This window comes from Kocuria himachalensis, assembly GCF_054784195.1.
Window position 1 is genome coordinate 170141 of sequence record NZ_BAAGPL010000019.1, and the last position, 24638, is coordinate 194778.

Sequence of the window (24638 nt, forward strand, 5' to 3'; positions counted from 1 at the left end):
GGGAACCAGGATAGGTGTCCGGAGCAGAGGTCCGGGCTCGGTGTCCGTGCTCAGTACTCGAGCGGGCCTGCCACCTCGAAGAAGTTTCCGTTCGGGTCGAAGGTCCGGCCGGTGAGCCGCTCGAACGCCTCGACGTAGCGCGCGCGGGTCCGCTCCACCACCTGCTCCGGCAGCGGGGGCACGGGGCCGGTCCCGTTCCAGCCGGACTCGTCCGAGCGCAGCCAGTCCCGCACGTACTGCTTGTCGAACGAGGGCTGGGCCCTGCCCGGCTCGTAGGTCTCGGCGTCCCAGAAGCGGGAGGAGTCGGGGGTGAGCACCTCGTCCCCGAGGGTGATCGCACCGCGGTAGGAGTCCAGGCCGAACTCCACCTTGGTGTCCGCCACGATGATCCCGCGCTCCCGGGCGATCCGCTCGGCGGCGGTGTAGATCTCCAGGGTCAGCTCGCGCAGCCGGTCCGCCACCGCGTGCCCGACCCCGTCGGCCATCTCCTGGAAGGTGATGGGCAGGTCGTGCTCGCCCACCTCCGCCTTGCCGGTCGGGGTGAAGATCGGCTCGGCGAGCCGGGAGCCGTCCACGAGCCCCGGGGGAAGCTCGATCCCGCAGATCTCACCGGTCTCCCGGTAGTCCTTGAGAGCCGACCCGGTCAGGTAGCCGCGGGCGATGCACTCGACCGGGAACATCGAGAGGTTCTTGCAGACGATGGCCCGCCCGCGGACGGACTCGTGCACGTCGGTCGACAGGACGTGGTTGGGCACGGCCGCGAGCTGCTCGAACCACCACAGGGACAGCTGCGTCAGGATCTTGCCCTTGTCCGGGATCACCGTGGGGAGGATCTCGTCGAAGGCGCTGATCCGGTCCGTGGCCAGCACCAGGACCGAGCCGGCCCGGTACTCGGCGTCGTCGTAGATGGCCACGCCCGTGGCGCGCAGCCGCGACTCGTCGGGGACGTAGAGCTCCCGGACCTTGCCGGAGTAGATGTGCCTCCACCCGGGGATCTCGGGAGGGGTGGTGAGGGTGCCCTGCTCGCTCATGCCTGCTCCTGACGGGGACGGGGATCGGAGGCGCCGGGAACGGTGACCAGGCCGCGGGCGGCCTTCAGCGCGATGTCGGTGCGGTGCTGCGAGCCCTCGAGCGCCACGAGCCCCACGCCCCGGTAGGCGCGCTCGCGGGCGTCGTCGAGGTCAGCCCCGAGGGCGACGACGGCGAGCACCCGCCCGCCGGCGGAGACGATCCGCCCGGCGTGCTCGCCCTCGGGGGCGACCGCGGTGCCGGCGTGGACCACGTGCACGCCCTCGAGCGCCTCGGCGTCCTCCAGCCCGCCGATCGGGTCGCCCTTCCGGGGTCTGTCCGGGTAGTCCTGCGCGGCGACGACCACGGCGACGGCCGTCTCGGGCCGCCAGCGCAGCCGCTCGGCCTCGTCGAGGCGCCCGGCCGCGGCGTCGTGCAGCAGCCGCCCGAGCGGGGTGGTGAGCCGGGCGAGCACGGCCTGGGTCTCGGGGTCCCCGAAGCGGGCGTTGAACTCGATGACCCGCAGACCGCGGGTCGTCACGGCCAGCCCGCAGTACAGCACGCCCACGAACGGGGTGCCGCGGCGGCGCATCTCGTCGACCGTGGGACGGGCCACGCGCTCCACGACCTCGTCCACGAAGCCCTGCGGCAGCCACGTCAGCGGCGTGTAGGCGCCCATCCCGCCGGTGTTGGGGCCCTCGTCGTCGTCGTGGATCCGCTTGAAGTCCTGGGCGGGGCTCAGCGGGATCACGCGGGAGCCGTCGGTGAGCACGAACAGGGACACCTCGGGCCCGTCAAGGAACTCCTCGACCACCACGCTCCCGCCCGCGGCGAAGCACGCGGCGGCGTGCTCGAGGGCGGCCGTGCGGTCGGAGGTGACGACCACGCCCTTGCCGGCGGCGAGCCCGTCGTCCTTGACCACGTAGGGGGCGCCGAAGGTGTCGAGGGCGTCGGCGGCCTCCTCCTCCGTGGTCGCGACCCGCGCCATGGCGGTGGGCACCCCGGCGGAGGCCATGACCTCCTTGGCGAACGCCTTGGAGCCCTCGAGCCGCGCCGCGGCCCGCGAGGGACCGAAGACGAGGAAGCCCGCCTCGCGCAGGGCGTCGGCCACACCGGCCACCAGGGGGGCCTCCGGGCCGACGACGACGAGATCCACCGCGAGCTCGCGCGCCAGCGCGGTGGCCGCGGCGGGGTCGTCGGCGTCCACGGCGTGCACCGGGACGAGCTGCGCGATCCCGGCGTTGCCCGGCGCGCAGTGCACCTGCTCGACCTCGGGATCGGCCAGCAGTGCGCGGATGATTGCGTGTTCGCGGCCTCCGGGGCCCAGTACTAGAACCTTCACGCCCTCAGGCTAGTTGGCGGCACCGGGAAGTGGCACATCGTTCCCGGCATGCGGGCACGGCCCTCGCCGGTTCCGGGCGCCGCCGGACATTCCCGGCCCCGCTGACATACTGGGGCGATGCAGACCTTCACCTCGGACCGTGCCGTGGACCTCGCCGTGCTCGAGCGCAGCGGCTTCGTCGAGTCCCGCCACCGCGGCTCCGCCGTGGTCCTGGACCCGGACGGGACCGTGGCGGTGGAGCTGGGGGACATCGGCACCCCGATCTTCCCGCGGTCCACGCTCAAGCCGTTCCAGACCATCGCCGCCATGAAGGCCGGTGTCCCGCTGCGCGGGGCCCAGGTGGCCATCGCCTCCGCGTCCCACATCGGCTCCTTCGATCAGCTCGACGCCGTGAGCTCGATCCTGGACGCCGCGGGCCTGACCGAGGACTCGCTCCAGTGCCCGCCGGACTGGCCCGAGGACGAGGAGGTCCGCACGGAGCTCGTGCGGGCCGGGCGCGGCAAGGCCCGGATCTGCATGAACTGCTCCGGCAAGCACGCCGCGTTCCTGTGGGCCTGCACCGAGAACGACTGGCCCACGGACAGCTACCTGGATCCCGAGCACCCCCTGCAGCGGACCGTGCTGGAGACCGTCGAGGAGTTCTCCGGCGAGCGCGTGGCGCACGTGGGCGTGGACGGGTGCGGCGCCCCCCTCGCGGCGATCTCCCTGACCGGCCTCGCCCGGGCGTACTCGACCCTGGGCCGGGCCGCCGGCAATCTCGACGCCGACGCGCGCGCCGCGACGGTCTCCCAGTGCATGCTCGACTACCCCGAGCTCGTGCACGGGCCGGGCAGGTACAACACCGTGGTCATGGAGGAGCTGGACGTCGTGGCGAAGCTCGGGGCGGAGGGCGTGCTCGCCCTCGGCACCCGCACCGGCTGGTCGGTGGCGCTCAAGGTCCTCGACGGCGGCTCCCGCGCCAACGCGCTCATCGGCCTGAGCCTGCTCGCCCAGGCCGGGGCCGTGCCCGCCCCGGCGGCCGCCGCGGTGATCGGGCGGGTGGTGCGCCCGATCATGGGCGGGTCCCGTCCCGTGGGCCGGCTCCGCCTGGCGGACCCCCTCCTGGAGCTGCTCGGACCGGAGCTGGTCCGGGCGCTCGGGCAGGACTAGGCCGTGGCCCGCCGCCGCGTCGACCCTGCGGACGGGACCCTGGCCCTGAGCGCCTGGCGCGCGGACCCGGACGGCACCCCGCGCCGGACCGTGGCCACCGCCGTGCGCTACTCGCTCGAGGAGCTCGCCGCGCGGGTGCCCGGCAACAGCGTGGAGGTGCGCGTCCCTCCCTTCGGCGTGACCCAGTGCGTGGCCGGGCCCCGGCACACCCGCGGGACCCCGCCCAACGTCGTCGAGACCGACGCCCGCACGTGGCTCGGCCTGGTCACGGGGGCCGTGACCTGGCCGGAGGCCGTCGCCTCGGGCGCCGCTGTGGCCTCGGGCACAAGGACCGATCTCGCGGACGCCCTCCCCCTCTTTCCCCGGTAGCCTTGGAGACATGAGCTCCACTCCCTCCTCCCCCTCCGCGCGCCCGTCTCCGCGGAAGGTCCCGCGCCGGCGCCGCCGGCAGCGGACGGCCGTGCCGCTGGTCGTCTCCGGCAGCCAGCAGATGACCCTGCGCCGGGCCCCGAACATCTGGGCCTTCGTCCTGCTCGGCGGCGTCCTCGGCGCCGTGGCCGGCGTGCTCGTGGGGCTGTCCGGCGGGGGCAGCGCCGAGTTCACCCAGGGGGCCGTGACGCTGTTCATGGTCTCCGTCTGCACGGTCCTGGGGCTCGCCGCCGGTGCCGTGCTGGCCCTCGTGCTGGACCGGGTCTCCGTGGCCCGGGCGCGGGCCGTCACCACCGAGGTCGTGGACGGGGACGACGACGCCCCCTCCGGCGCGCCGGCGGACGCACCCCGGCCCACCGACCCCCGAAGCTCGAGAGAAGGCTGATCGACGTGGTTCGCCCTGATGGACAACTCAGCCACGACCTGCTCCCCGGAGAGAAGGGCCCCCAGGACGCGTGCGGCGTGTTCGGCGTGTGGGCCCCCGGCGAGGAGGTCGCGAAACTGGCCTACTACGGCCTCTACGCCCTGCAGCACCGCGGCCAGGAGTCCGCCGGCATCGCCGCGAGCGACGGCAACCGCATCGCGGTGTACAAGGACATGGGCCTCGTCTCCCAGGTCTTCGACGAGGCGACCCTCACCACCCTGACCGGGCACCTGGCCGTGGGCCACTGCCGGTACTCGACCACGGGCGGGTCCCACTGGGCCAACGCCCAGCCCACGCTGGGCGCCACCCCGCACGGGACCGTGGCGCTCGCCCACAACGGCAACCTCACCAACTCGGCCGAGCTGTACGAGAAGCTGATCGACAAGTCCGGCTTCCCCTCCCAGGGGGAGATGGCGCAGGGCAACACCACGGACACCGCGCTGGTCACCGCGCTGCTGGCCGAGCACCCGCACGGCTCCCTCGAGGACGCCGCCATGCACCTGCTCCCCCAGCTCGTGGGCTCCTTCTGCCTGGCCTTCATGGACGAGAACGCCCTCTACGCCGCCCGCGACCCGCAGGGCATCCGCCCGCTGGTCCTCGGCCGGCTGGAGCGGGGATGGGTGGTGGCCTCCGAGACGGCCGCGCTGGACATCGTGGGCGCCTCGCTGGTCCGGGAGATCGAGCCCGGCGAGTTCGTGGTGATCGACGAGCACGGTCTGCGCTCCCAGCGCTTCGCCGAGACCCGCCGCGCCGCGTGCGTGTTCGAGTACGTCTACCTGGCCCGCCCGGACACCACCATCAACGGCCGCTCCGTGTACGAGTCCCGCGTGGAGATGGGCCGCCGGCTCGCCCGGGAGCACGGCATCGACGCGGACCTCGTCATGCCCACCCCCGAGTCCGGGACCCCGGCCGCCATCGGCTACGCCGAGGAGTCCGGCATCCCGTTCGGCAACGGCCTGGTCAAGAACGCCTATGTGGGACGAACGTTCATCCAGCCCTCGGACACCATCCGCCAGCTCGGCATCCGGCTCAAGCTGAACCCGCTGAGGTCCGTGGTGGCGGGCAAGCGGCTGGTGGTCATCGACGACTCCATCGTGCGCGGCAACACCCAGCGAGCCCTCATCCGGATGCTCCGGGAGGCCGGGGCCGCCGAGATCCACGTGCGGATCTCCTCCCCGCCCATCAAGTGGCCGTGCTTCTACGGCATCGACTTCGCCTCCCGCGCGGAGCTGATCGCCAACGGGCTCGGGGTCGAGGAGATCAGGGCCTCCCTGGGGGCGGACTCCCTCGGCTACATCTCCGAGGACGGGATGATCGCGGCCACCCTGCAGGAGCGCGCCGAGCTGTGCACCGCGTGCTTCTCCGGGACGTACCCCACCCGGCTGCCGGACGCGGACAAGCTGGGCAAGAACGTCTTCGAGACCCGTGGGCCCGTGGACTCCTCGCCCCGCCGGGGCGCGGGCGGGCCGTCCGTGGCGCAGCGGCCCGAGCACGCCTCGGCCGTGTCCATCGACACCCGTCCCTCGGCCGCCGACGGCGTCTCCCGCCGGCCGGTCGAGCGCACCAGCATCTCCGACGAGGACCCCGGCGTCCACGAGACCTCCACCGGGTGCGACCCCGGGCCCGACGCCGACCTCGAGGACCTGATCCTGCCCGAGGACCGGGTCCCCGCCGGACCCGCTGCTCGGACGACCACCGGGCACGCCGCCCGCCCCGGATCCCAGCACGCCGCCCAGCACGAGACCGCGAAGGACGCCTGACATGGCCCAGCCCCCCTCCTCCACGAACCGCACCGTCACCTACGCCAGCGCGGGCGTGGACGTCGAGGCGGGAGACCGCGCCGTCGAGCTCATGAAGAGCGCGGTCAGGGCCACGCACACCCCCAACGTGATCGGCGGGGTCGGCGGGTTCGCGGGACTGTTCGACGTGTCGGAGCTGCTCGCCTACCGCAAGCCCTACCTCGCCACCTCGACCGACGGCGTGGGCACCAAGGTCGCGATCGCCCAGACCCTCGACGTGCACGACACGATCGGCTTCGACCTCGTGGGCATGGTCGTCGACGACATCGTCGTGGTGGGCGCCAGGCCCCTGTTCATGACCGACTACATCGCCACGGGCCGCGTGGTGCCCGAGCGGATCGCCGACATCGTGCGCGGCATCGCCGCGGCCTGCGAGCAGGCCGGCACCGCCCTGGTCGGCGGCGAGACCGCCGAGCACCCCGGTCTGCTCCGCCCGGACGAGTACGACGTGGCGGGGGCCGCCACCGGCGTGATCGAGGCCGACGAGCTGCTGGGCCCGGACCGCGTGCGCGCCGGCGACGTGGTCATCGGCATGGCCTCCTCCGGGCTGCACTCCAACGGGTACTCCCTGGTCCGCAAGGTCATCAACGTGGCCGGGTGGTCGCTCGACCGGCAGGTCTCCGAGCTCGGCCGCACCCTGGGCGAGGAGCTGCTGGAGCCCACCCGCGTCTACGCCGCCGACGTCCTCGACCTCGCCGCCGCCTTCCCCGTCAACGGCCCGGACCGGACCACGGGCCGCGGTGTCCGCGGCTTCAGCCACGTGACCGGCGGCGGCCTCGCCGCCAACCTCGCCCGGGTGCTGCCCGGCGGACTCGAGGCCACGGTGGACCGGAGCACCTGGGAGCTGCCCGCCGTCTTCCAGCTGATCAGCCAGCTCGGCAACGTCCCCCTGCCCGATCTCGAGCGGACCCTCAACCTCGGCGTGGGCATGGTCGCGATCGTCGACCCGGCGGTGGCCGACGACGCCGTCGCCCACCTCACGGCCCGCGGCCTGCCCTCCTGGGTCATGGGTACGGTGGCCGAGATCGACCCGGACGCCGACCACGGCGGACCGGACTGGGTGCAGGGCGCGAAGGGCGTGGACGGCGGCGCGGTGCGCATGGTCAACGCCTACGCGGGCTGATCCCGCCCGGCGGGACCGCCGGGGAGACGACGAACGCCCCGCCGGCCGGCGGGGCGTTCGTCGTTCGCGGGAACGCGAAGAAGGTGCTCGTCCTGGACGGGCACCTCGTTGCGTCATGCGGTGGAGACGAGCGGAGTTCCCGGTGCTTACCGGCGGTAGTCCTCGTCGTAGTCGTCGGCGTACTTGTCGACGTAGGCCGAGTACTCGTCCTCGTCCTTCTCGACGGTCTCCTCGACCGGCTCTCGCAGCGGCGGCAGCTGCTCGCTGCCACGCAGTTCCCGCTGGAGTGCCGTGAGGTCGGTCTGCGGGCTGAAGTACTTCATCTCCCGCGCCTGCCGTGTCGCCTTCGCCTTTTGACGGCCGCGCCCCATGGCGTGACCCCCTCTGTCTCTTGGTCCGGACGGCGGCACTCAGGCACAGAGTACGGCCCCGGAAATGTCGTATGAATGGTTCGTGAGACCAGGGTACATGGTTTGTCAGCCCGTTGCGCCCGGCCCGGGACCGGCGCGGTGGACTGTCGGCAACCTCACGGGAGGCGGACGGAACCCGGTCCGGGGCGGGCCGTGACGGGCCGTCGCCGGGTCCCCCGACGGCGGCCCGCCGGCCGACCTGGGCCGTGCCCGCCGCTGCTCACGGCGCGGCCCGGCGCTCGGCCGGCGGCACGCCCCGCACCTCAGCTCGCGGCGTGCGCCTGCTCGGACACCGCGGTGACGGTGAGCCCGTCCGCCACGACGTCCGCGTTGACGTCCACCCGGACCGCGTCGCCGTCCACGACCGCCCCGGAGAGGATCGCCCTCGCGAGCTTGTCCCCGATCTCCCGCTGCACCAGCCGGCGCAGCGGACGGGCCCCGTAGGCCGGGTCGTAGCCGGTGATGCCCAGCCACTCGGCGGCCGCGGGGGTGACCTCCAGGCCCAGGCGGCGCTGGCCCAGGCGCTCGGCCAGCTGGGCGACCTGGATGTCCACGATCTTCGACAGGTCGGACGTGGACAGCGGGTCGAACAGGATCACGTCGTCGAGCCGGTTGAGGAACTCCGGCTTGAACGAGGCGTTGACCACGTTCATCACCGCCTGCTTCTTCGCCTCCGGATCGATGGTCTGGTCCACCAGGAACTGGCTGCCCAGGTTGGAGGTGAGGATCAGGATCACGTTGCGGAAGTCCACCGTGCGCCCCTGGCCGTCGGTGAGCCGCCCGTCGTCGAGCACCTGCAGCAGGATGTCGAAGACGTCCGGGTGGGCCTTCTCGATCTCGTCGAGCAGGACCACCGAGTACGGGCGGCGCCGCACGGACTCGGTGAGCTGGCCGCCCTCCTCGTAGCCGACGTAGCCCGGAGGGGCGCCGACCAGCCGGGAGACCGTGTGCTTCTCCCCGTACTCGGACATGTCGATCCGCACCAGCGCGCGCTCGTCGTCGAACTGGAACTCCGCCAGGGACTTCGCGAGCTCGGTCTTGCCCACGCCGGTGGGTCCCAGGAACAGGAACGAGCCGATCGGCCGGTTCGGGTCGGAGATGCCGGCGCGCGAGCGGCGCACGGCGTCCGCGACGGCCTGCACGGCTCGCCGCTGGCCGATGAGCCGCTTCCCGAGCAGCTCCTCCATGTGCAGCAGCTTCTCGGTCTCGCCCTGGAGCATGCGACCGGCGGGGATGCCGGTCCAGGCCGAGATCACCTCGGCGACGTCGTCGGCCGTGACCTCCTCGGAGACCATGGTGTCGTGCGGGGCGGAGGTGCCCTCCTGCTCCTGGGCGGCGTCGAGCTCCTTCTGCAGGGCGGGGATCTCCCCGTAGAGCAGCCGGGACGCCTCGCCGAGGTCGCCCTGGCGCTGGGCCATCTCCGCCTGCGAGCGCAGGTTGTCGATCCGCTCCTTGAGGTCCCCCACACGGTTCAGACCGGCCTTCTCGGCCTCCCACCGCGCGTTGAGGGCGTCGAGGTCCGCCTTCTTGTCGGCCAGCTCCTGGCGCAGCACGGCGAGGCGCTCCACCGACGCGGGGTCGGTCTCGCGCTCGAGCGCGAGCTCCTCCATGGTCAGGCGGTCGACGGCGCGCCGCAGCTGGTCGATCTCCTCCGGCGCGGAGTCGATCTCCATGCGCAGCCGCGAGGCGGCCTCGTCGACCAGGTCGATGGCCTTGTCCGGCAGCTGCCGGCCCGGGATGTACCGGTTGGACAGCGTGGCCGCCGCGACGAGCGCGGCGTCCGCGATCTGCACCTTGTGGTGGGCCTCGTAGCGCTCCTTGAGCCCGCGCAGGATCGCCACGGTGTCCTCCACGGAGGGCTCGCCGACGTAGACCTGCTGGAAGCGGCGCTCCAGGGCGGCGTCCTTCTCGATGTTCTCGCGGTACTCGTCCAGGGTGGTCGCGCCGATCAGGCGCAGCTCGCCGCGGGCCAGCATGGGCTTGAGCATGTTCCCGGCGTCCATCGAGCCCTCGGCGGCGCCGGCACCGACCACGGTGTGGATCTCGTCGATGAAGGTGACGATCTGCCCCTCCGAGTCCTTGATCTCCTCGAGCACGGCCTTGAGCCGCTCCTCGAACTCGCCGCGGTACTTGGCGCCGGCCACCATGGACCCGAGGTCCAGGGAGATCAGCGTCTTGCCGCGCAGCGACTCGGGGACGTCCCCGGCGACCATGCGCTGGGCGAGGCCCTCGACGACGGCGGTCTTGCCGACGCCGGGCTCACCGATCAGGACGGGGTTGTTCTTGGTGCGGCGCGACAGCACCTGCACCACGCGCCGGATCTCGGAGTCCCGCCCGATGACGGGGTCCAGCTTGCCCTCGCGGGCCATGGCGGTCAGGTCGGCGCCGAACTTCTCGAGCGCCTGGAACGTGCCCTCGGGGTTGGCGGTGGTCACGCGGCGGTCTCCTCGCACGGACGGGACGGCGGTCTTGAGCTGCTCGGGCCCGGCGCCCGCGCCCCGCAGGATGTCCCCGACCTTCCCGTCCTGCTGGGCGAGGCCGTACAGGAGGTGCTCGGTGGAGATGTACTCGTCGCCGAGGGACTGGGCGAACTGCTCCGCGGCCTGGATGACCTGCAGCGCGCCCCGGTTGAACTGGGCCTGGGCCGTGGAGGACCCGGACGCGGAGGGCAGGGCCTTGATGGCGGCGCTGGCCTGCGCGGAGACGGCGTCGACGTCGGCCCCGGTGGCCTTCAGGACGGCGACGGCCACGCCCTCCCGCTGGTCCATGAGGGCCTTGAGGAGGTGAGCGGGCTCGACCTGCGGGTTGCCCGCCGTCGAGGCGTTGGTCGAGGCGGCGGAGAGCGCCTCCTGGGACTTGGTGGTGAACTTGGTCTCCACTGCGGCTCCTTCACGAGGGACGATCGGGGACGAACCGACCCGGCACGGCGCTCCAGCGAGTGCGGCCAGACGGTTCAGCTAACCTGAGTCTACCCCACTCAACTGTGGTCCGACAGCGTCTATTCCTGCCCTGCCCGTCGCCAGGAGTGCCCGATGGCTCCCAGTGGCCCTCCGTGGCCCCCGGTCGCCCTCGGCGGCCCCGTGGAACAGCGCGGACCCCTGTCGGGCGAGCCTTCCGAGGTGCTCGCCCGACAGGGGTCCGTGCGGTGCGGGTCGTGCGGACCTCGCGCCGGCCTATCCGGTGCTCCGGCCCGTCAGCTTGTCGCGGAGGCGGTCGACCATGCCGACGCCGGGCCCGATGGTCTTGTGGAACAGCTCCGAGTGCGGTGCCGACGGGTGCGGCCGGGTCGGCGCCACCTTCTTGGCACTCTGCACTTTCTCCCCCAGCTTCACGAGGTCCTCGGCCGGGATGTGCGCCCGCAGCTTCGGGAACTGGTCGGACTCCTCGTCCTCGATGTGGTGGCGCAGCTGCGCCTGCATCTCACGGATCAGCTCCATGAACGCCGGCTCGGAGGCGTCGACGCCCTCCACCTGCTTCATGACCTGGACGAGCTCGTCGTGCTCCTTCTTGTCGTGCTCGACCTCCTCGGCGCCGTCGGGCAGGTGCTTCGCCATCACCGGGTAGACGTGCATCTCCTCCGCGACGGCGTGGCGCATGACCTCGGCGATGACGGTGTCGGCCAGGTCCCGGCGCCGGGCGGCGTCCGGCGCGCTCTCGATCTGGCCGAGCAGTTCGAGCATCTCCCGGTGGTCGGTGGTGAGGATGTCGATGACATCCGTGCCCGGTCCCGCTGCGTGGGTGTCGGTCATGAGACGCGCCTCCTTGAAGTCGTGGATCCCGGTTCCGCGGGCGGCAGGACGAGCTCCCGGTGCCTCAGCACCGGCCGCGCTCGTGCCGTCCTTCAGCAGTGTGCTGATCACTTGCGACTCTAGGTCACGCGGACACCGGCCGACCAGGTCCCACCAGCGGATGACACCGCTCACCCGGCACAGCGGCCGCCCGAGGCCCCGGACCACTCCGCGGCCCGCCGGAGCGGGTCGCGACCTATATCACACGAGGATCCGATTTGTCCAAGATCACAGGCCCGAACCGTTGGATGTTCCCGACATCGTCCGTAGCATCGAGGTTTCAACCTGTTCGGCCCGACGACGCGCCTTCCACTCCCCCTCGTTCCACACGGAAGGATCTGCCATGTCCGCACCGCGCACTGCCGTGCTCCAGGTGATCAACGCCCCGGACCGCACCGGCACTCGACTCGCCCTCTTCGCCCTCGCCCTCGGCGGCTTCGGCGTGGGCACCACCGAGTTCGCCTCGATGGGCCTGCTCCCCTTCATCGCCGAGGACCTCGACGCCTCGATCCCCGCCTCCGGGCACGCCATCGCGCTCTACGCGCTGGGCGTGGTGGTCGGCGCGCCGCTCATCACGTCCCTGACCTCCCGGGTGGAGCGCAAGACGCTCCTGCTCGGGCTCATGGGCGCGTTCACCGTGGGCAACGTCCTGTCGGCGGCCGCACCCTCCCTCGAGTGGCTGTACGTGGCGCGGTTCCTCTCCGGCCTGCCCCACGGCGCCTACTTCGGGGTGGCCGCAGTGGTGGCCTCCTCCCTGGTGCCGCGCGAGCGGCGCGGCACGGCCGTGGCCCGGGTGGCCCTCGGCCTGACGGTCGCCAACATCGTGGGCGTCCCCCTCGCCGCCGTGCTCGGCGGGTCACTCGGCTGGCGCTCCGGCTACGGGCTCGTGGTGGCCATCGGCCTGCTGACCGTCACCGCCCTCGCCCTGTGGGTGCCACGCACCCGCAACGGCGGCGGCGTCTCCGTGGCCCAGGAGGTCCGTGCCCTGGGCCGCCCCCAGGTGACCCTGACCCTGCTGGCCGGAGCGGTCGGCTTCGGCGGCATGTTCGCGGTCTACACGTTCATCTCCCCGATCCTGACCGAGCTCAGCGGTCTCGGCCTCTCGGCGGTGCCGTGGGTGCTGGCCGTGTACGGGGTGGGCATGACCGCGGGCTCCCTGCTGGCGGGCCCCCTGCTGGACCGTTCCATCGAGAAGACCGCCCTCGGAGCGGGGGCCGTCTCCGGCGTGGCCCTGGCCTTCTTCGGCCTGTTCGCCCACTCCGCGGTCGCGGCCGTGATCGGCGTGCTGTGGATCGGCGCCATGGGCGCGCTCTTCAGCACCGCGCTGCAGATGCGCCTGCTGCGCGAGGCCAAGGACGCCCCGTCCCTGACCGCCGCCATGAACCACGCGGCGTTCAACCTGGCCAACGCCATGGGCGCCTTCCTCGGCGGCGCCGTGATCACGGCCGGCTGGGGCTACCGCTCCCCCGCCTGGGTGGGCGTCGGCCTGGCCGTGGCCGGCCTGCTCATCCTGGGCTACGCGACCCGCCTGCACCGGACGGGAGGAGCCCCCGCCTCCTCGCCCGTCCGCACCGGGCCCTCCTGGGCCTACCAGGCCGTCTCCGACCTGGCCGTGCTCCTGCCGGAGGCCGCGCAGTCGCGCCCGGTCCTGGCGAACAGCGCCCGGATGACCAGCTGGGCCGATCTCGGCCGGTGACCGGTGGCCGCCGGCGCGCCCTGCCTCCTGAGCAGGGAGCGCCGGCGGAGCCACGGCACCCCGGCTCCTTCGCCTCACCGCCTCCTCGCGGCCAGGGTCGCCTCCACCGGTCGCTCTTGTCCGCCCCGCACACCGAGGGCCAGGATGGAAGCGTCCGGACAGGAGGCGGCTCATGCGGATCGCGCTGGTCGGCGACGTCATGCTCGGCCGGCTGGTCAACGACCGGCTGCGCCACGAGCGCCCCGCCTTCCCGTGGGGAGACGTCCTCCCCCTGCTCCAGCAGGCGGACCTGCGCTTCGCGAACCTCGAGTGCGTGCTCGCCGACGACGGCCCGCCCTGGCCCGGCAAGAGGTTCCACTTCCGCTCGGACCGCAAGAACGTCGCGAGCCTGACGGCCGCCGGTGTCGACGTCGTCTCGCTGGCCAACAACCACGTGCTCGACCACGGTGCCGAGGCCCTGCGGGAGATGCTCCCCCTGCTCGACGAGCAGGGCATCCTGCACACCGGGGCCGGCCCGGACGCGGAGGCGGCCCGGCGTCCCGCGGTCTGCACCCGGGCCGGGACCGCGGTGGGCTTTCTCGCCTTCACGGACAACGAGCCGGGCTGGGCGGCAGGGCCCCGCTCCCCCGGCGTCCACCACGTGCCCGTCCGGCTGACGGACAGGCGCGCGCGGGACCTCCTGCAGCTCGTCCGGCAGACCCGGGAGCGCACCGACCTCCTCGTCGTCTCCGCCCACTGGGGGCCCAACTGGGGCGCCGCGGTGCCACGGGAGCACCGCGCGTTCGCGCACGCGCTGGTGGAGGCCGGGGCGGACGTGGTCTTCGGCCACTCCGCGCACGTCTTCCGGGGCGTGGAGGTGCACCGCGGCCGGCCGGTGGTCTACAGCGCCGGGGACTTCGTCGACGACTACGCCGTCCGTTCCGACGAGCGCAACGACCAGTCGTTCGTCTTCGTGCTCGACGTCCGGGACGGCATGCCCCGCCGCCTGCGCCTGCACCCCACGGTGATCGAGGACCTCCGGGCGAGAACGGCCACGGTCGAGGCCCGGGCCGTCGCGCGGCGGATGGAGCGGCTCAGCGCCGCGCTGGGCACGCGGTGCACGTGGCACGACGACGAGCAGTGCCTCGACGTCCCGCTGAGCTGATGCCCGACCCGCCGCTCCCCGTCCTGCGGTGCGCGCGCCCTGAGCAACCCCGGGCGGGGGTGGCACACTCGTCCCATGCGTGAGCTCGTCGTCCTCGGCACCGCCTCCCAGGTCCCCACGCGGACCCGCAACCACAACGGGTACCTGCTGCGGTGGGACGGCCAGGGCCTGCTCTTCGACCCGGGCGAGGGCACGCAGCGGCAGATGACGCGTGCGGGCGTCCCCGCCTCCGGGATCACGCGCATCTGCCTCACCCACGTCCACGGCGACCACTGCTACGGACTGCCCGGCGTGCTCTCCCGCATGGCCCTCGACGGCGTGCCGCACCCGGTCCACCTGCACTACCCGGCCTCCGGCGAGGACGTGGTCCGCGCGCTCGTGTCCCTCGCGGCTGCCGGCACGGACCTGCGGCTGCACCCGCACGGGACCGGCGGGACGGTGGCGCCGGGCCTGGAGGTGCGGCCGCTGCACCACCGCGTGGAGACCTACGGCTACCGGCTCGTGGAGCCCGACGGCCGCACGATGCTGCCCGACCGGCTCGCGGCGGCCGGGATCGCCGGCCCGGACGTCGGGCGGCTGCAGCGGGAGGGGCGGCTGGACGGGGTGCGCCTCGAGGACGTGAGCGCGCGGCGGCCGGGGCAGCGCTTCGCCCTCGTCATGGACACGGCGCCCTGCCCGGGCGCCGAGGAGCTCGCCGCCGGCGCCGACCTGCTCGTGGCCGAGTCCACCTTCGCCGACGACGACGCCGCCCTCGCCGCGCGGCACCGCCACCTCACCGCCGGTCAGGCGGGCGCGCTGGCCGCCACCGCCGGCGCCGGCACACTGGTCCTCACCCACTTCTCGTCGCGGTATCCCGACGTCTCCCGCCTCGCCGGACAGGCCCGCGAGCGCGCCGGCGTAGCGACCGTGCTGGCCGCGGAGGACCTGGACCGGATCCCCTTCCCCCGCCGGCGGTGACCGGCCTCCCCCTCCTCCGGACCCCCGCCGGAGCGGCTCGTTCCGCGTCCGCGCCGCCCGACGGTCCGCCGTGACCCTGACCCGACGTTAGAGTTGTTCCAGACTTCTCGGGGCAAACCGGCCCCGCACGCGGCCCCGGCTCGACGAGAGCCGACCGCACGACCTTGCACCACCCCACGTTGAACCCACGATGAAAGCGAAATCCTTTGACCATTTCCTCCCGCAAGCTCAAGTCCCCGCCCCCGCTGCCCTCCGGAGGCCTGCGGATCACCCCGCTGGGCGGTCTCGGCGAGATCGGACGGAACATGACCGTCTTCGAGCACGCCGGCAAGCTGCTCGTCGTCGACTGCGGCGTGCTCTTCCCCGAGGAGCACCAGCCGGGCATCGACGTGATCCTGCCCGACTTCACCTCGATCCGGGACCGGTTGGGCGACATCGTCGGGATCGTGCTCACGCACGGCCACGAGGACCACATCGGGGGCGTGCCCTACCTGCTCAAGGAGCGCCCGGACATCCCGGTGATCGGCTCCGAGCTGACCCTGGCGTTCATCACGTCCAAGCTCAAGGAGCACCGGATCACCCCGAAGGCGGTCCACGTCGAGGCCGGCGACCGGCACCAGGCGGGTCCCTTCGACTGCGAGTTCGTCGCGGTCAACCACTCGATCCCGGACAGTCTGGCAGTGGCGATCCGCACGGACGCCGGGCTGGTGCTGCACACCGGGGACTTCCGGATGGACCAGTTCCCGCTGGACGACCGGATCACCGATCTGCGCCACTTCGCGCGGCTGGGCGATGAAGGGGTGGACCTGTTCCTCACCGACTCCACCAACGCCGAGGTCCCCGGCTTCACCACCTCGGAGCAGGAGCTGACGCCGGCGATCAACCAGGTCTTCGCCACCGCGCCGAAGCGGATCATCGTCTCCAGCTTCGCCAGCCACGTCCACCGGATCCAGCAGGTCCTGGACGCGGCTCACGCGCACGGGCGCAAGGTCGCCTTCGTGGGCCGGTCCATGGTCAAGAACATGGGCATCGCCCGGGACCTGGGCTATCTGAAGATCCCGCGCGGGCTGGTGGTCGACTTCAAGAAGCTCCAGTCCATGCCCGACGCCAAGGTCTGCCTGGTGTGCACCGGGTCCCAGGGCGAACCCCTGGCCGCGCTCTCGCGCATGGCCAGCGAGACGCACCAGATCCAGCTCAACGCCGGGGACACGGTGCTCATGGCGAGCTCGCTGATCCCCGGCAACGAGAACGCCATCTACGGGATCATCAACAAGCTCACCGACCTCGGGGTGAAGGTGGTGCACAAGGGCAACGCCAAGGTCCACGTCTCCGGCCACGCGTCGGCCGGGGAGCTGGTCTACTGCTACAACATCGTCAAGCCCACCCACGTGCTGCCCGTGCACGGGGAGTCCAAGCACCTGCACGCCAACGCCGAACTCGCGATCCGCACCGGTGTCGATCCGGAGAACGTGCTGATCGGCCGGGACGGCACCGTCATCGACCTCGTCGACGGCCGGGCGCGGATCTCCGGGCAGGTGGAGGCCGGGCTCGTCTACGTCGACGGCCACACCGTGGGCAAGGTCACCGAGGAGACCCTCGTCGAGCGCCGACTGCTGCAGGAGGGCGGCGTGGTCACGGTCGTGGCCATCGTCGACGCCGACACCAACGCGCTCGCCGAGCCCCTCGAGTTCCTCGCGAAGGGCTTCGTCCACGACGAGCACATCTTCGACGGGGCCGCCGACAAGGTGAAGAACGCCCTGGCGCGCCCGGACACCTCCAAGGTCGCCGACCTCGACAAGCTCGAGTCGATCATCGCCGACACCGTCAGCCGCCACCTCGAGCGTGCCTACCGGCGGGCCCCGCTGGTGACGGTCGTCGTCGTCGACGCCTGAGCCGCACGACCCGCCCGGCCCCGGTCCCGGGGCCGGGCGGCGCACGGTGCCTGTCCCGGGACCGGGACCGTGCGGTTGGTAGACTCGGGGTCCCCTGATCTCTGGAGGTCGTTCGATGCCGCAGCGCGTCCGTGGAGGCACCATGCAGATCGGCGAGCTCGCCGAGCGGACCGAGCTGTCCCTGCGCACCATCCGTCACTACGACGAGGTGGGCCTGCTGCCGGCCTCGCGCACCGAAGGCGGCTTCCGCGTGTACACGGAGCGGGACGTGGAACGGCTCACCCACATCAAGCGGATGAAGCCGCTCGGCTTCTCCCTGGAGGAGATGGCCGAGCTGCTCGAGCTGCTCGGCGCCGACGAGCCCGCCGGGGCTCGACTGGCCGACTACCTCGCCCGGGCCCACCCGGAGCGGGACCGGCTGGCCAGGAAGCTGGCCCAGGCGGACGAGTTCATCGCGATGCTGGAGCAGCGGCTCCGGCGATGAGCGACCGCTCCACCTGGCGCGGTGCCGCGCTCCTGGCGGCACTCCCCGGCCCGTCCACGCAGGAGACCTCCAGGCAGTCGTGATCGACTGCTGGGACCTCCACCCCGGGGATGCTTCCTCGGGGGCCGTCCGGGGCCGGAGGGCGACGGGCGCGGTCGCCGCGGCAGCGACGTGCCGGTCGCCGACCTGCCCCCGGCCGCCCGCCACCGACCCGTACAGGCACTGCACCCCATGACGTTCCCCACCGCGACCACCCAGGTGCTTCCGGACACCGCGCCGTCCACTCCCTCCCCGCGGGTCCGGCACCGCCCGGACCTGCAGGGCCTGCGCGGAGTGTCGGTGCTGCTCGTGGTGGTCTTCCACGTGTGGACCGAGAAGGTCTCGGGCGGGGTGGACGTGTTCTTCGTGCTCTCCGCCTTCCTGCTCACCGGTTCCTTCCTGCGCCGGATCGAGCACGGCAAGCCGCTGGGGCTGCCCGCCTACTGGGCCCGGACGTTCGCCCGCCTGCTCGGGCCCGTGGCGGTGATGCTGCTGGCCGTGCTGGCCGCGATGTTCATCTGGTTCCCGCCCAGCCGGTGGCCCGAGCTGCTGACCCAGGCCTGGGGGTCGCTGTTCTACACGGTGAACTGGGTGCTGGCGGACCAGGCCGTGGACTACTACGCCGGCAACAGCGCGGCCACCACCCCGTTGCAGCACATGTGGTCGCTGTCGGTGCAGGGCCAGGTGTTCCTGGCCTGGCCGCTGCTGCTGGCGGGCTGCGCGTGGGTGGCCCGGCGAACGGCGCTGCGGGTCCGCCCGGTGGCCTGGGCGGTGTTCGGCGCGGTGTTCGCCGGCTCCCTGGCCTGGTCGGTGGTCGCCACCGCGGCCGGCCCCGAGGCCGCCTACTTCAGCACCCTCACCCGGCTGTGGGAGTTCGCCCTGGGCTCGCTCACCGCCCTGGCCCTCACCGCTGCCGCCGGGCTGCGGGGCGCCGCGCCGGGCGCCGCGCCCCCGGTGGGGGTCCGGCCGACAGGCGGAGCCCCCGGCGTGAGCCCCCGGGTGGGACTGGGCGTCGTGCTGGGTTGGGCCGGGCTGGCCGCGATCCTCGCCACCCCCTTCCTCGTCGACGCCGAGATCCGCTTCCCCGGCACCGTGGCCCTGGCCCCGACCCTGGGGGCGGCCGCGGTGCTGGCGGGCGGGGCCCTGGCCCCCGACGCACCCCACGGGGTGGGCCGGGTGCTCGCGCTGGGCCCGCTGCAGTGGTTCGGGGACCGCGCCTACGGCATCTACCTGTGGCACTGGCCGCTGCTCATCACCTATCTGCTGGTCACCGCTCGCGACACCGTCCCCGTGCCGGCCGGGCTGGGCATCCTGGCCGCCTCCGTGGCTCTCACCCGAGCCACCGCGCTGCTGCTGACCGGCTGGCGCGCACTGCCCGGGGTCCGGGCGGGCAGCGGGATCCGGCTGGCCGCCACCGCCCTGCTCGTGGCGGTCCCGCTCACCGGCGCCCACCAGTACACGATCCAGCGCGACCCCACCGCCGGGGTGGAGCGCACGGCGCAGAACTATCCCGGGGCCGCGGTGCTGCGCGATGAGGCGACCGAGGTCCCGGACGTGCCGATCATCCCCACCTACTCCGAACGCGGGTACGAGTGGGGCGACACCGGAGACCCCTGCGCCCCCGAGCAGACCCCGGCAGGCATCGAGGAGCTGGGCGGAGAGTGCTGGATCATCACCCCCGACCCCGGCACCGGCACCGGCACCGGCACTGGTACCGGCACCGGTGCTGGCACGAGCAGCGGCCACCGCGACGATGCTGACAGCGCCGACACCGGCACGAGCAACGGCGACGACAGCACCCGCAGCACCGGCTCCCAGCGGACCCTGGTGGTGCTCGGGGACTCCCACGCCCGGCAGCTGCTCACCCCGATCCACCGGGTCGCCGACGCCCAGGGCTGGACGGTGGTCTCCTACCTGCGGATGGCCTGCCGCTACACCGCCCCGTCGGAGAACTACCAGGCCGAGTGCAACGACTTCAACGCCGCCGCCCGGGACGCGGCCCTGGAGGCCGAGCCCGATGCGGTGCTGACCGTCGGCACCCTGAGCCTTTCCGAGGCCCCGCACGAGAAGCTCGTCGAGGGCTACGAGGACGGGGTCACCCCGTTCCTGGACGCCGGCATCCCGGTGGTGGCCTTCCGGGACAACCCGCGCTTCCCCTACGACATGTTCGAGTGCGTGGAGACCTACGGACCCGACCACGACCGCTGCAACGTCCCCCGCTCCGAGTCGCTGCTGCCGGTCAACCCCCTGGAGGAGCTGGCCGCCCGGCACGAGGACCTGCACAGCATCGATCTCACCGACCGGCTGTGCACCGAGACCACCTGCCCCGGGGTCGTCGGCAACATCCAGGTGTACATGGACCTCGACCACGTCACGTCCGCCTACGGCGAGACACTGGTCCCCGACGTCGAAGCGCGCCTGCTGGAGGCTCTGGGACGGGCATGAGCTGCGTCTCCTCCGGACCGAGACCGAGGACTCTACCCTGACGCCAGGGTAGAGTTGGTGCCCGGTCTCCACCGGTGCGCCTCCGCGCCCGGACGCCGCACCTCTCGCGCGACGCCGCGCCCACCCGCACGCGCACCAGCCGGAGTGCCTCAGCTCGTCCGTCCTGCCCTTCTCCTCCGTCCTTCCCTCCCGGCCTCCCAGCCCTTGCCTCCCGGCCTCCCAGCCCTTGTCTCCCGGCCTCCCCGTCCATCTTTCCCGCCCCCACCCCTGCGAACGGAGCCTCCTTGGCCACCACGACAGCCGGCCCCGCAGCCGACCACCTCACGCCCGAGCAGCGCCAGTCGGTGCGCCTGAGCCTCCGGTCCCCCCGCCACCTCAAGACCGAGGTCCTGGCCGGGCTCGTGGTGGCCCTGGCGCTCATCCCGGAGGCGATCGCCTTCTCGATCATCGCCGGCGTGGATCCCCGCCTGGGCCTGTTCGCGTCCTTCACCATGGCCGTGACCACCGCCGTGCTGGGCGGGCGGCCGGCGATGGTCTCCGCGGCCACCGGTGCGGTGGCGCTGGTGATCGCCCCGCTGGTGGCCTCCCACGGCCTGGACCACTTCCTCGCCACGGTGATCCTGGCCGGGGTCTTCCAGGTGGTCCTGGCCCTGGTCGGCGCGGCACGGCTGATGCGCTTCATTCCGCGGTCGGTCATGGTGGGCTTCGTCAACGCCCTGGCGATCCTGATCTTCAGCTCACAGATTCCCGAGCTGATCGGCGTGCCCTGGGCCGTGTACCCCCTCACGGTCCTGGGTCTGGCCATCGTGTTCCTGTTCCCCCGGCTGACCGGCGTGGTCCCGGCCCCGCTGGTGGCCATCGTGGTGATCACCGCGATCGTGGTGCCGATGGGCATGGACGTGCCCAGCGTCGGCGACAAGGGCGAGTTGCCGGACTCCCTGCCCTCGCCGCACTTCCCCGACGTCCCGCTGGACCTGGAGACCTTCCGGATCATCGCCCCGTTCGCGCTGACCATGGCGCTGGTGGGCCTGCTGGAGTCGCTGATGACGGCCAAGCTCGTCGACGACATCACCGACACGCACTCGAACAAGACCCGCGAGTCGTGGGCGCAGGGCGCGGCCAACATCGTGACCGGCTTCTTCGGCGGGATGGGCGGGTGCGCCATGATCGGCCAGACCATGATCAACGTGCGCGCCTCCGGGGCCCGCACCCGCATCTCCACCTTCCTGGCCGGGGTCTTCCTGCTCATCCTCGTCGTCACCCTGGGCGAGATCGTGGCGGTCATCCCGATGGCCGCACTGGTGGCGATCATGATCTTCGTGTCCTGGGCGACCTTCGACTGGCACTCGGTCCGCCCCTCGACCCTGACGCGGATGCCGGTCCCGGAGACCCTGGTGATGCTCTCCACCGTGGCCGTGACCGTGTGGACGCACAACCTCGCCCTCGGCGTGATCGTGGGTGTGCTCGTGGCGATGGTCGCCTTCGCCCGCCGGGTGGCCCACTTCGTCACCGTCGACCGTGTGCTCGAGCGGAGCGACGGCCGGGAGACGGCGGCGGTCTACACCGTGCACGGGGAGCTGTTCTTCGCCTCCTCCAACGACCTCTACACGATGTTCGACTACGCCGGGGACCCGCAGCGGGTGGTCATCGACTTCTCCGACTCGCACCTGTGGGACGCCTCCACGGTCGCGGCACTCGACTCGGTGACCGACAAGTACACCCACTACGGCAAGGACGTGGAGATCGTCGGGCTGAACCAGGCCAGCCGCCGGATGCGCGTGCGCCTGGGCGGGATGCTCAACACCGGGCACTGACCCGACATGCCGCCCCGACGTGCCGCCCCGACGTGCTGACCGGCCGGCACGCACGGCGGGCCAGCGCATTTGCGATCACAACCCTTTGTTTCTGCATGTGAACTGGGTCACACCCCGGCCCTTGCCGATCCCCGCGGAATCGAGCATTCTTGCTTCTCACCAGGGGATTCTGTGGTCCGGCAAGGATCATCCCCCGGCTCCCGCACCGTCGACCGACAGCGCGCCGCCTCCCGGCTCCGGGGGCGCGACAAGCACCGGGTCCGGGCGCGGGAGCAGCAGGGAGCGGGGCCGGCTGGGGGGCCGCCCCGCTCCCCTTCTGCGCGTCGTCGACATCCGCACCAGCATCCTTGAGACCCGTCCCGGCGTCCATGCCAGCCGGGACGGCAGTGACAGCAGCGACCACTGTGGAGGTCGTGCCGGCCGGCCCGGACGTCCGGGGGAAGCACCGACGGTCCGGAAAACGCACGCGTCCGGGTGTCGGATGGTGACCCCGTGCCCGGCTCGGAACCATGATGGGGGCGGCGGTGCCACCGCACCGCCACGGACGGTCCCGGACCGCTGCGCAGCGTCGCGCCCGGTCCGGGGCCGTCCCCGGACCGCAGCACCACAGTGGGGGGAACCGTGGACGACAACAGGCTTGGAGCCGTTCAGGCTCGCCTCGCCCGGTACGCCGTCGAGCGGGCCGGTCTCGACCTGACCCGGCTGTGGTGGCACTACTTCCAGCTCGGCGGCGAGGCCGGGATGCTGGAGGTCGACGCGTACCTGCACGGATGCCTGAGCCTGCCGGCCGCCCACCGCAACCTGGTCGCACGCGCGGTCAACGGACTCGTCCAGGGCGCACCCGTCGCCCGGGTCCCCTTCTCCTGGGAGATCGCGGCTTCCCGGGACGACGCCGGGCCGCACGATCTCGGCAGCACGCCGGGCACCGGGCCGCACGGCTGAGCCTGCCCCTCCCCCGCAGCGAATCCTGACGGGCGCCTTCTCCACGGCACCTCCCGAGCAGCGCCTCCGGTGCGGCACCTCGCGCACAGCGCCTCCGGGGCAGCGCCTCGCGCACGGCGCCTCCGCCACGACTGGCGGCAGCCTCGATGGCAGAATGGTCCGGGGTGCCGGCCCCGACGAGGGCTCGCACCCGGTCGGTCGCGTCGAGCCTGCCGCAGCGCGCCCGTCGTCGTCCCTGCGCTCCCCCCTCGACCCTAGGATGTCGGATGGCCCAGCCCTCGCCTCGCACCCCTCCGCTCCCCGCGTCGACCGGCTGGTCGACCCTGCACCGGCACCACATCGGGGTGGACGTGGGCGGCACCCTGGTCAAGTACGCGGCCGTGGACATGGCCGATGGCGAGCTGACCACCCCGGTCCTCCAGCGCCCGACCCCTGCTCCCGCCACGCCGGAGGCTCTCGCGGAGCAGCTCATGCTCATCGTGCAGGAGCTCTCCGCCGGCCCCGGGGCCCCGCACCCGGAGGCCAGCGTCGGAGTGGCGCTCCCCGCGATCATCCGCCACGGCGTGGCGCGCTCCGCCGCGAACATCGACGACGCGTGGATCGGGCTGGACGTCCACCGGTTCCTCACGCAACGGCTGGGGCGCACCGTCCAGGTCCTCAACGACGCCGACGCGGCGGGCCTGGCCGAGCTCCGCTACGGCGCCGGGCGCGGGAGCACCGGCACCGTCCTGGTCATCACCCTGGGCACCGGCATCGGGTCAGCGCTGTTCGTGGACGGCAAGCTCGTGCCCAACGTCGAACTGGGCCACCTGGAGCTCGACGGGGTGGACGCCGAGATGCGGGCCTCGGCGGTGGCCAGGGAGCGGGACGGACTGGACTGGCCGGACTACGCCGAGCGTCTCCAGCAGTACTTCGCGCACCTGGCGTTCCTCTTCTCCCCGGACCTGATCGTGGTCGGCGGCGGGATCTCCGCCCGGCACGAGGACTTCCTGCCCCGTCTGCGCCTGGACACGCGCGTCGTCCCGGCCGAGCTGCGCAACGCGGCGGGCATCATCGGCGCCGCCCGGCACGCCTACCTCGCCGTGCCGCCGGCGACGACCTGACCCTGGAGGGCCTGACGGAAGTACTGCACGCCCGCCAGGACGTGCAGGACGGCCGCTGCCTGCACCATGACCCGGCCGACGTCCGTCACCTCGGGGCTGGCCCAGGCGGGTCCCGCCAGGACGAACACGGTCCCCACCATGAGCAGAGCGGTCTTCGCCTTGCCGACGGTGGTGACCCGCAGCGTGCCGAGGGACCTCCGGACCAGGGTGGCGATCCCCACCACGACGTCGACGACCGCGATGACGATCAGCACCCACCAGGGGAAGAGCCCGACGATGCTCGCGGCCACGGCGATCGCCACGGTCCCCAGCCGGTCGGCGATGGGGTCCATGACCTCGCCGACCCGGCTGCGCTGCTTGAGCGCCCGGGCCAGGGTGCCGTCGACCCAGTCCGTCAGGGAGAAGAGGGCGACGAGGACCAGCGCGCGCACCGGCCGCTCGTCGATGTCGAGGACGGCCAGCACGGCGGGGACGATGAGCGCGAAGCGCACCACCGAGACGACGTTGGGCACCGTGAGGACACGGTCGTAGTACGGCGACTCCGCCGGCTCGACCGCGTCCTGGTGCTGCTGTGCCATGTGCTCGTCCCGTCCTCCGGCGCTGCGGGCGAGCGTCCCGCGCCCGTTGGTGCTGCCACCGAGACTAACCCC

20 protein-coding genes are annotated in these 24638 nt (G+C 72.8%); 14 read left to right on the forward strand and 6 right to left on the reverse strand.

Going from position 1 to position 24638, the window contains the following annotated elements; genetic code table 11:
• Positions 1–50: 50 nt before the first annotated feature.
• A complete protein-coding gene (locus ACYVM4_RS13155) occupies positions 51–1031 on the reverse strand; it encodes a phosphoribosylaminoimidazolesuccinocarboxamide synthase (protein WP_460668833.1) in 981 nt (326 codons plus the stop codon).
• Positions 1028–2350 (reverse strand): phosphoribosylamine--glycine ligase, encoded by a 1323-nt coding sequence (gene purD, locus ACYVM4_RS13160; RefSeq protein ID WP_368821359.1) that lies wholly within the window; start codon positions 2348–2350, stop codon positions 1028–1030. Before purD ends, ACYVM4_RS13155 begins: the two co-directional genes overlap by 4 nt.
• Before the next feature lie 117 nt (positions 2351–2467).
• Here purD and ACYVM4_RS13165 point away from each other — a divergent pair, with 117 nt between their 5' ends.
• The 5 genes from ACYVM4_RS13165 to purM are packed head-to-tail and all read left to right on the forward strand — an operon-like array spanning position 2468 to position 7274.
• Positions 2468–3499: an asparaginase gene (locus ACYVM4_RS13165; RefSeq protein ID WP_368821358.1), complete on the forward strand. Its 1032-nt coding sequence runs from the start codon at positions 2468–2470 to the stop codon at positions 3497–3499.
• Positions 3500–3502: 3 nt separating this feature from the next.
• Positions 3503–3868 carry a sterol carrier family protein gene (locus ACYVM4_RS13170; protein ID WP_368821357.1) on the forward strand — a complete coding sequence of 122 codons (366 nt, stop codon included), beginning with the start codon at positions 3503–3505 and terminating at the stop codon, positions 3866–3868.
• Between the two features lie 10 nt (positions 3869–3878).
• A complete protein-coding gene (locus ACYVM4_RS13175; protein ID WP_460668834.1) occupies positions 3879–4313 on the forward strand; it encodes a hypothetical protein in 435 nt (144 codons plus the stop codon).
• Between the two features lie 5 nt (positions 4314–4318).
• Positions 4319–6112 carry an amidophosphoribosyltransferase gene (purF, locus tag ACYVM4_RS13180; protein WP_460668835.1) on the forward strand — a complete coding sequence of 598 codons (1794 nt, stop codon included), beginning with the start codon at positions 4319–4321 and terminating at the stop codon, positions 6110–6112.
• Position 6113: 1 nt separating this feature from the next.
• A complete protein-coding gene (gene purM, locus ACYVM4_RS13185; protein ID WP_368821354.1) occupies positions 6114–7274 on the forward strand; it encodes a phosphoribosylformylglycinamidine cyclo-ligase in 1161 nt (386 codons plus the stop codon).
• A 146-nt stretch (positions 7275–7420) separates the two neighbouring features.
• Here the strand turns inward: purM and ACYVM4_RS13190 are convergent, their stop codons facing one another.
• The 3 genes from ACYVM4_RS13190 to ACYVM4_RS13200 form a co-directional block, all read right to left on the reverse strand.
• The gene (locus ACYVM4_RS13190; RefSeq protein ID WP_368821353.1) at positions 7421–7645 is read right to left on the reverse strand and encodes a DUF3073 domain-containing protein; all 225 of its coding nucleotides are present in this window, start codon (positions 7643–7645) and stop codon (positions 7421–7423) included.
• Between the two features lie 302 nt (positions 7646–7947).
• Positions 7948–10563, reverse strand: coding sequence for an ATP-dependent chaperone ClpB (clpB, locus tag ACYVM4_RS13195; RefSeq protein ID WP_368821352.1), 2616 nt, complete (start codon positions 10561–10563; stop codon positions 7948–7950).
• Between the two features lie 294 nt (positions 10564–10857).
• The gene (locus ACYVM4_RS13200; protein WP_368821351.1) at positions 10858–11433 is read right to left on the reverse strand and encodes a hemerythrin domain-containing protein; all 576 of its coding nucleotides are present in this window, start codon (positions 11431–11433) and stop codon (positions 10858–10860) included.
• A 382-nt stretch (positions 11434–11815) separates the two neighbouring features.
• On the opposite strand from ACYVM4_RS13200, the gene ACYVM4_RS13205 reads away from it, so the two are divergent.
• The 9 genes from ACYVM4_RS13205 to ppgK all read left to right on the forward strand — a co-directional run bounded on the left by ACYVM4_RS13205 (position 11816) and on the right by ppgK (position 23988).
• Positions 11816–13168, forward strand: coding sequence for an MFS transporter (locus tag ACYVM4_RS13205; RefSeq protein WP_460668836.1), 1353 nt, complete (start codon positions 11816–11818; stop codon positions 13166–13168).
• Between the two features lie 172 nt (positions 13169–13340).
• Complete coding sequence (locus tag ACYVM4_RS13210) at positions 13341–14312, forward strand: CapA family protein (RefSeq protein WP_460668837.1); 972 nt, start codon at positions 13341–13343, stop codon at positions 14310–14312.
• Between the two features lie 75 nt (positions 14313–14387).
• Complete coding sequence (locus ACYVM4_RS13215; protein WP_460668838.1) at positions 14388–15269, forward strand: ribonuclease Z; 882 nt, start codon at positions 14388–14390, stop codon at positions 15267–15269.
• A 206-nt stretch (positions 15270–15475) separates the two neighbouring features.
• The gene (locus ACYVM4_RS13220) at positions 15476–17161 is read left to right on the forward strand and encodes a ribonuclease J (RefSeq protein WP_368821347.1); all 1686 of its coding nucleotides are present in this window, start codon (positions 15476–15478) and stop codon (positions 17159–17161) included.
• Between the two features lie 115 nt (positions 17162–17276).
• Entirely contained in the window at positions 17277–17645 is a 369-nt protein-coding gene (locus ACYVM4_RS13225) for a MerR family transcriptional regulator (RefSeq protein WP_368821346.1), read from the forward strand.
• A 231-nt stretch (positions 17646–17876) separates the two neighbouring features.
• Positions 17877–20129: an acyltransferase family protein gene (locus ACYVM4_RS13230; protein WP_460668839.1), complete on the forward strand. Its 2253-nt coding sequence runs from the start codon at positions 17877–17879 to the stop codon at positions 20127–20129.
• Positions 20130–20413: 284 nt separating this feature from the next.
• A complete protein-coding gene (locus ACYVM4_RS13235) occupies positions 20414–21943 on the forward strand; it encodes a SulP family inorganic anion transporter (RefSeq protein WP_460668840.1) in 1530 nt (509 codons plus the stop codon).
• A gap of 621 nt (positions 21944–22564) precedes the next feature.
• Entirely contained in the window at positions 22565–22885 is a 321-nt protein-coding gene (locus ACYVM4_RS13240) for a hypothetical protein (RefSeq protein ID WP_460668841.1), read from the forward strand.
• A 266-nt stretch (positions 22886–23151) separates the two neighbouring features.
• The gene (gene ppgK / locus ACYVM4_RS13245) at positions 23152–23988 is read left to right on the forward strand and encodes a polyphosphate--glucose phosphotransferase (RefSeq protein ID WP_460668842.1); all 837 of its coding nucleotides are present in this window, start codon (positions 23152–23154) and stop codon (positions 23986–23988) included.
• Here the strand turns inward: ppgK and ACYVM4_RS13250 are convergent.
• The gene (locus tag ACYVM4_RS13250; RefSeq protein WP_460668843.1) at positions 23958–24566 is read right to left on the reverse strand and encodes a CDP-alcohol phosphatidyltransferase family protein; all 609 of its coding nucleotides are present in this window, start codon (positions 24564–24566) and stop codon (positions 23958–23960) included. The genes ppgK and ACYVM4_RS13250 overlap by 31 nt on opposite strands.
• Positions 24567–24638: the final 72 nt, after the last annotated feature.

Coding starts and splice junctions, on each gene's coding strand:
- ACYVM4_RS13190 (WP_368821353.1), bottom strand. CDS start 7,645: ATGGGGCGCGGCCGTCAAAAGGCGAAGGCGACACGGCAGGCGCGGGAG.
- ACYVM4_RS13205 (WP_460668836.1), top strand. CDS start 11,816: ATGTCCGCACCGCGCACTGCCGTGCTCCAGGTGATCAACGCCCCGGAC.
- ACYVM4_RS13165 (WP_368821358.1), top strand. CDS start 2,468: ATGCAGACCTTCACCTCGGACCGTGCCGTGGACCTCGCCGTGCTCGAG.
- purM (WP_368821354.1), top strand. CDS start 6,114: ATGGCCCAGCCCCCCTCCTCCACGAACCGCACCGTCACCTACGCCAGC.
- ACYVM4_RS13210 (WP_460668837.1), top strand. CDS start 13,341: ATGCGGATCGCGCTGGTCGGCGACGTCATGCTCGGCCGGCTGGTCAAC.
- ACYVM4_RS13225 (WP_368821346.1), top strand. CDS start 17,277: ATGCCGCAGCGCGTCCGTGGAGGCACCATGCAGATCGGCGAGCTCGCC.
- ACYVM4_RS13175 (WP_460668834.1), top strand. CDS start 3,879: ATGAGCTCCACTCCCTCCTCCCCCTCCGCGCGCCCGTCTCCGCGGAAG.
- ACYVM4_RS13200 (WP_368821351.1), bottom strand. CDS start 11,433: ATGACCGACACCCACGCAGCGGGACCGGGCACGGATGTCATCGACATC.
- ACYVM4_RS13230 (WP_460668839.1), top strand. CDS start 17,877: ATGACGTTCCCCACCGCGACCACCCAGGTGCTTCCGGACACCGCGCCG.
- ppgK (WP_460668842.1), top strand. CDS start 23,152: ATGGCCCAGCCCTCGCCTCGCACCCCTCCGCTCCCCGCGTCGACCGGC.
- ACYVM4_RS13215 (WP_460668838.1), top strand. CDS start 14,388: ATGCGTGAGCTCGTCGTCCTCGGCACCGCCTCCCAGGTCCCCACGCGG.
- ACYVM4_RS13155 (WP_460668833.1), bottom strand. CDS start 1,031: ATGAGCGAGCAGGGCACCCTCACCACCCCTCCCGAGATCCCCGGGTGG.
- ACYVM4_RS13250 (WP_460668843.1), bottom strand. CDS start 24,566: ATGGCACAGCAGCACCAGGACGCGGTCGAGCCGGCGGAGTCGCCGTAC.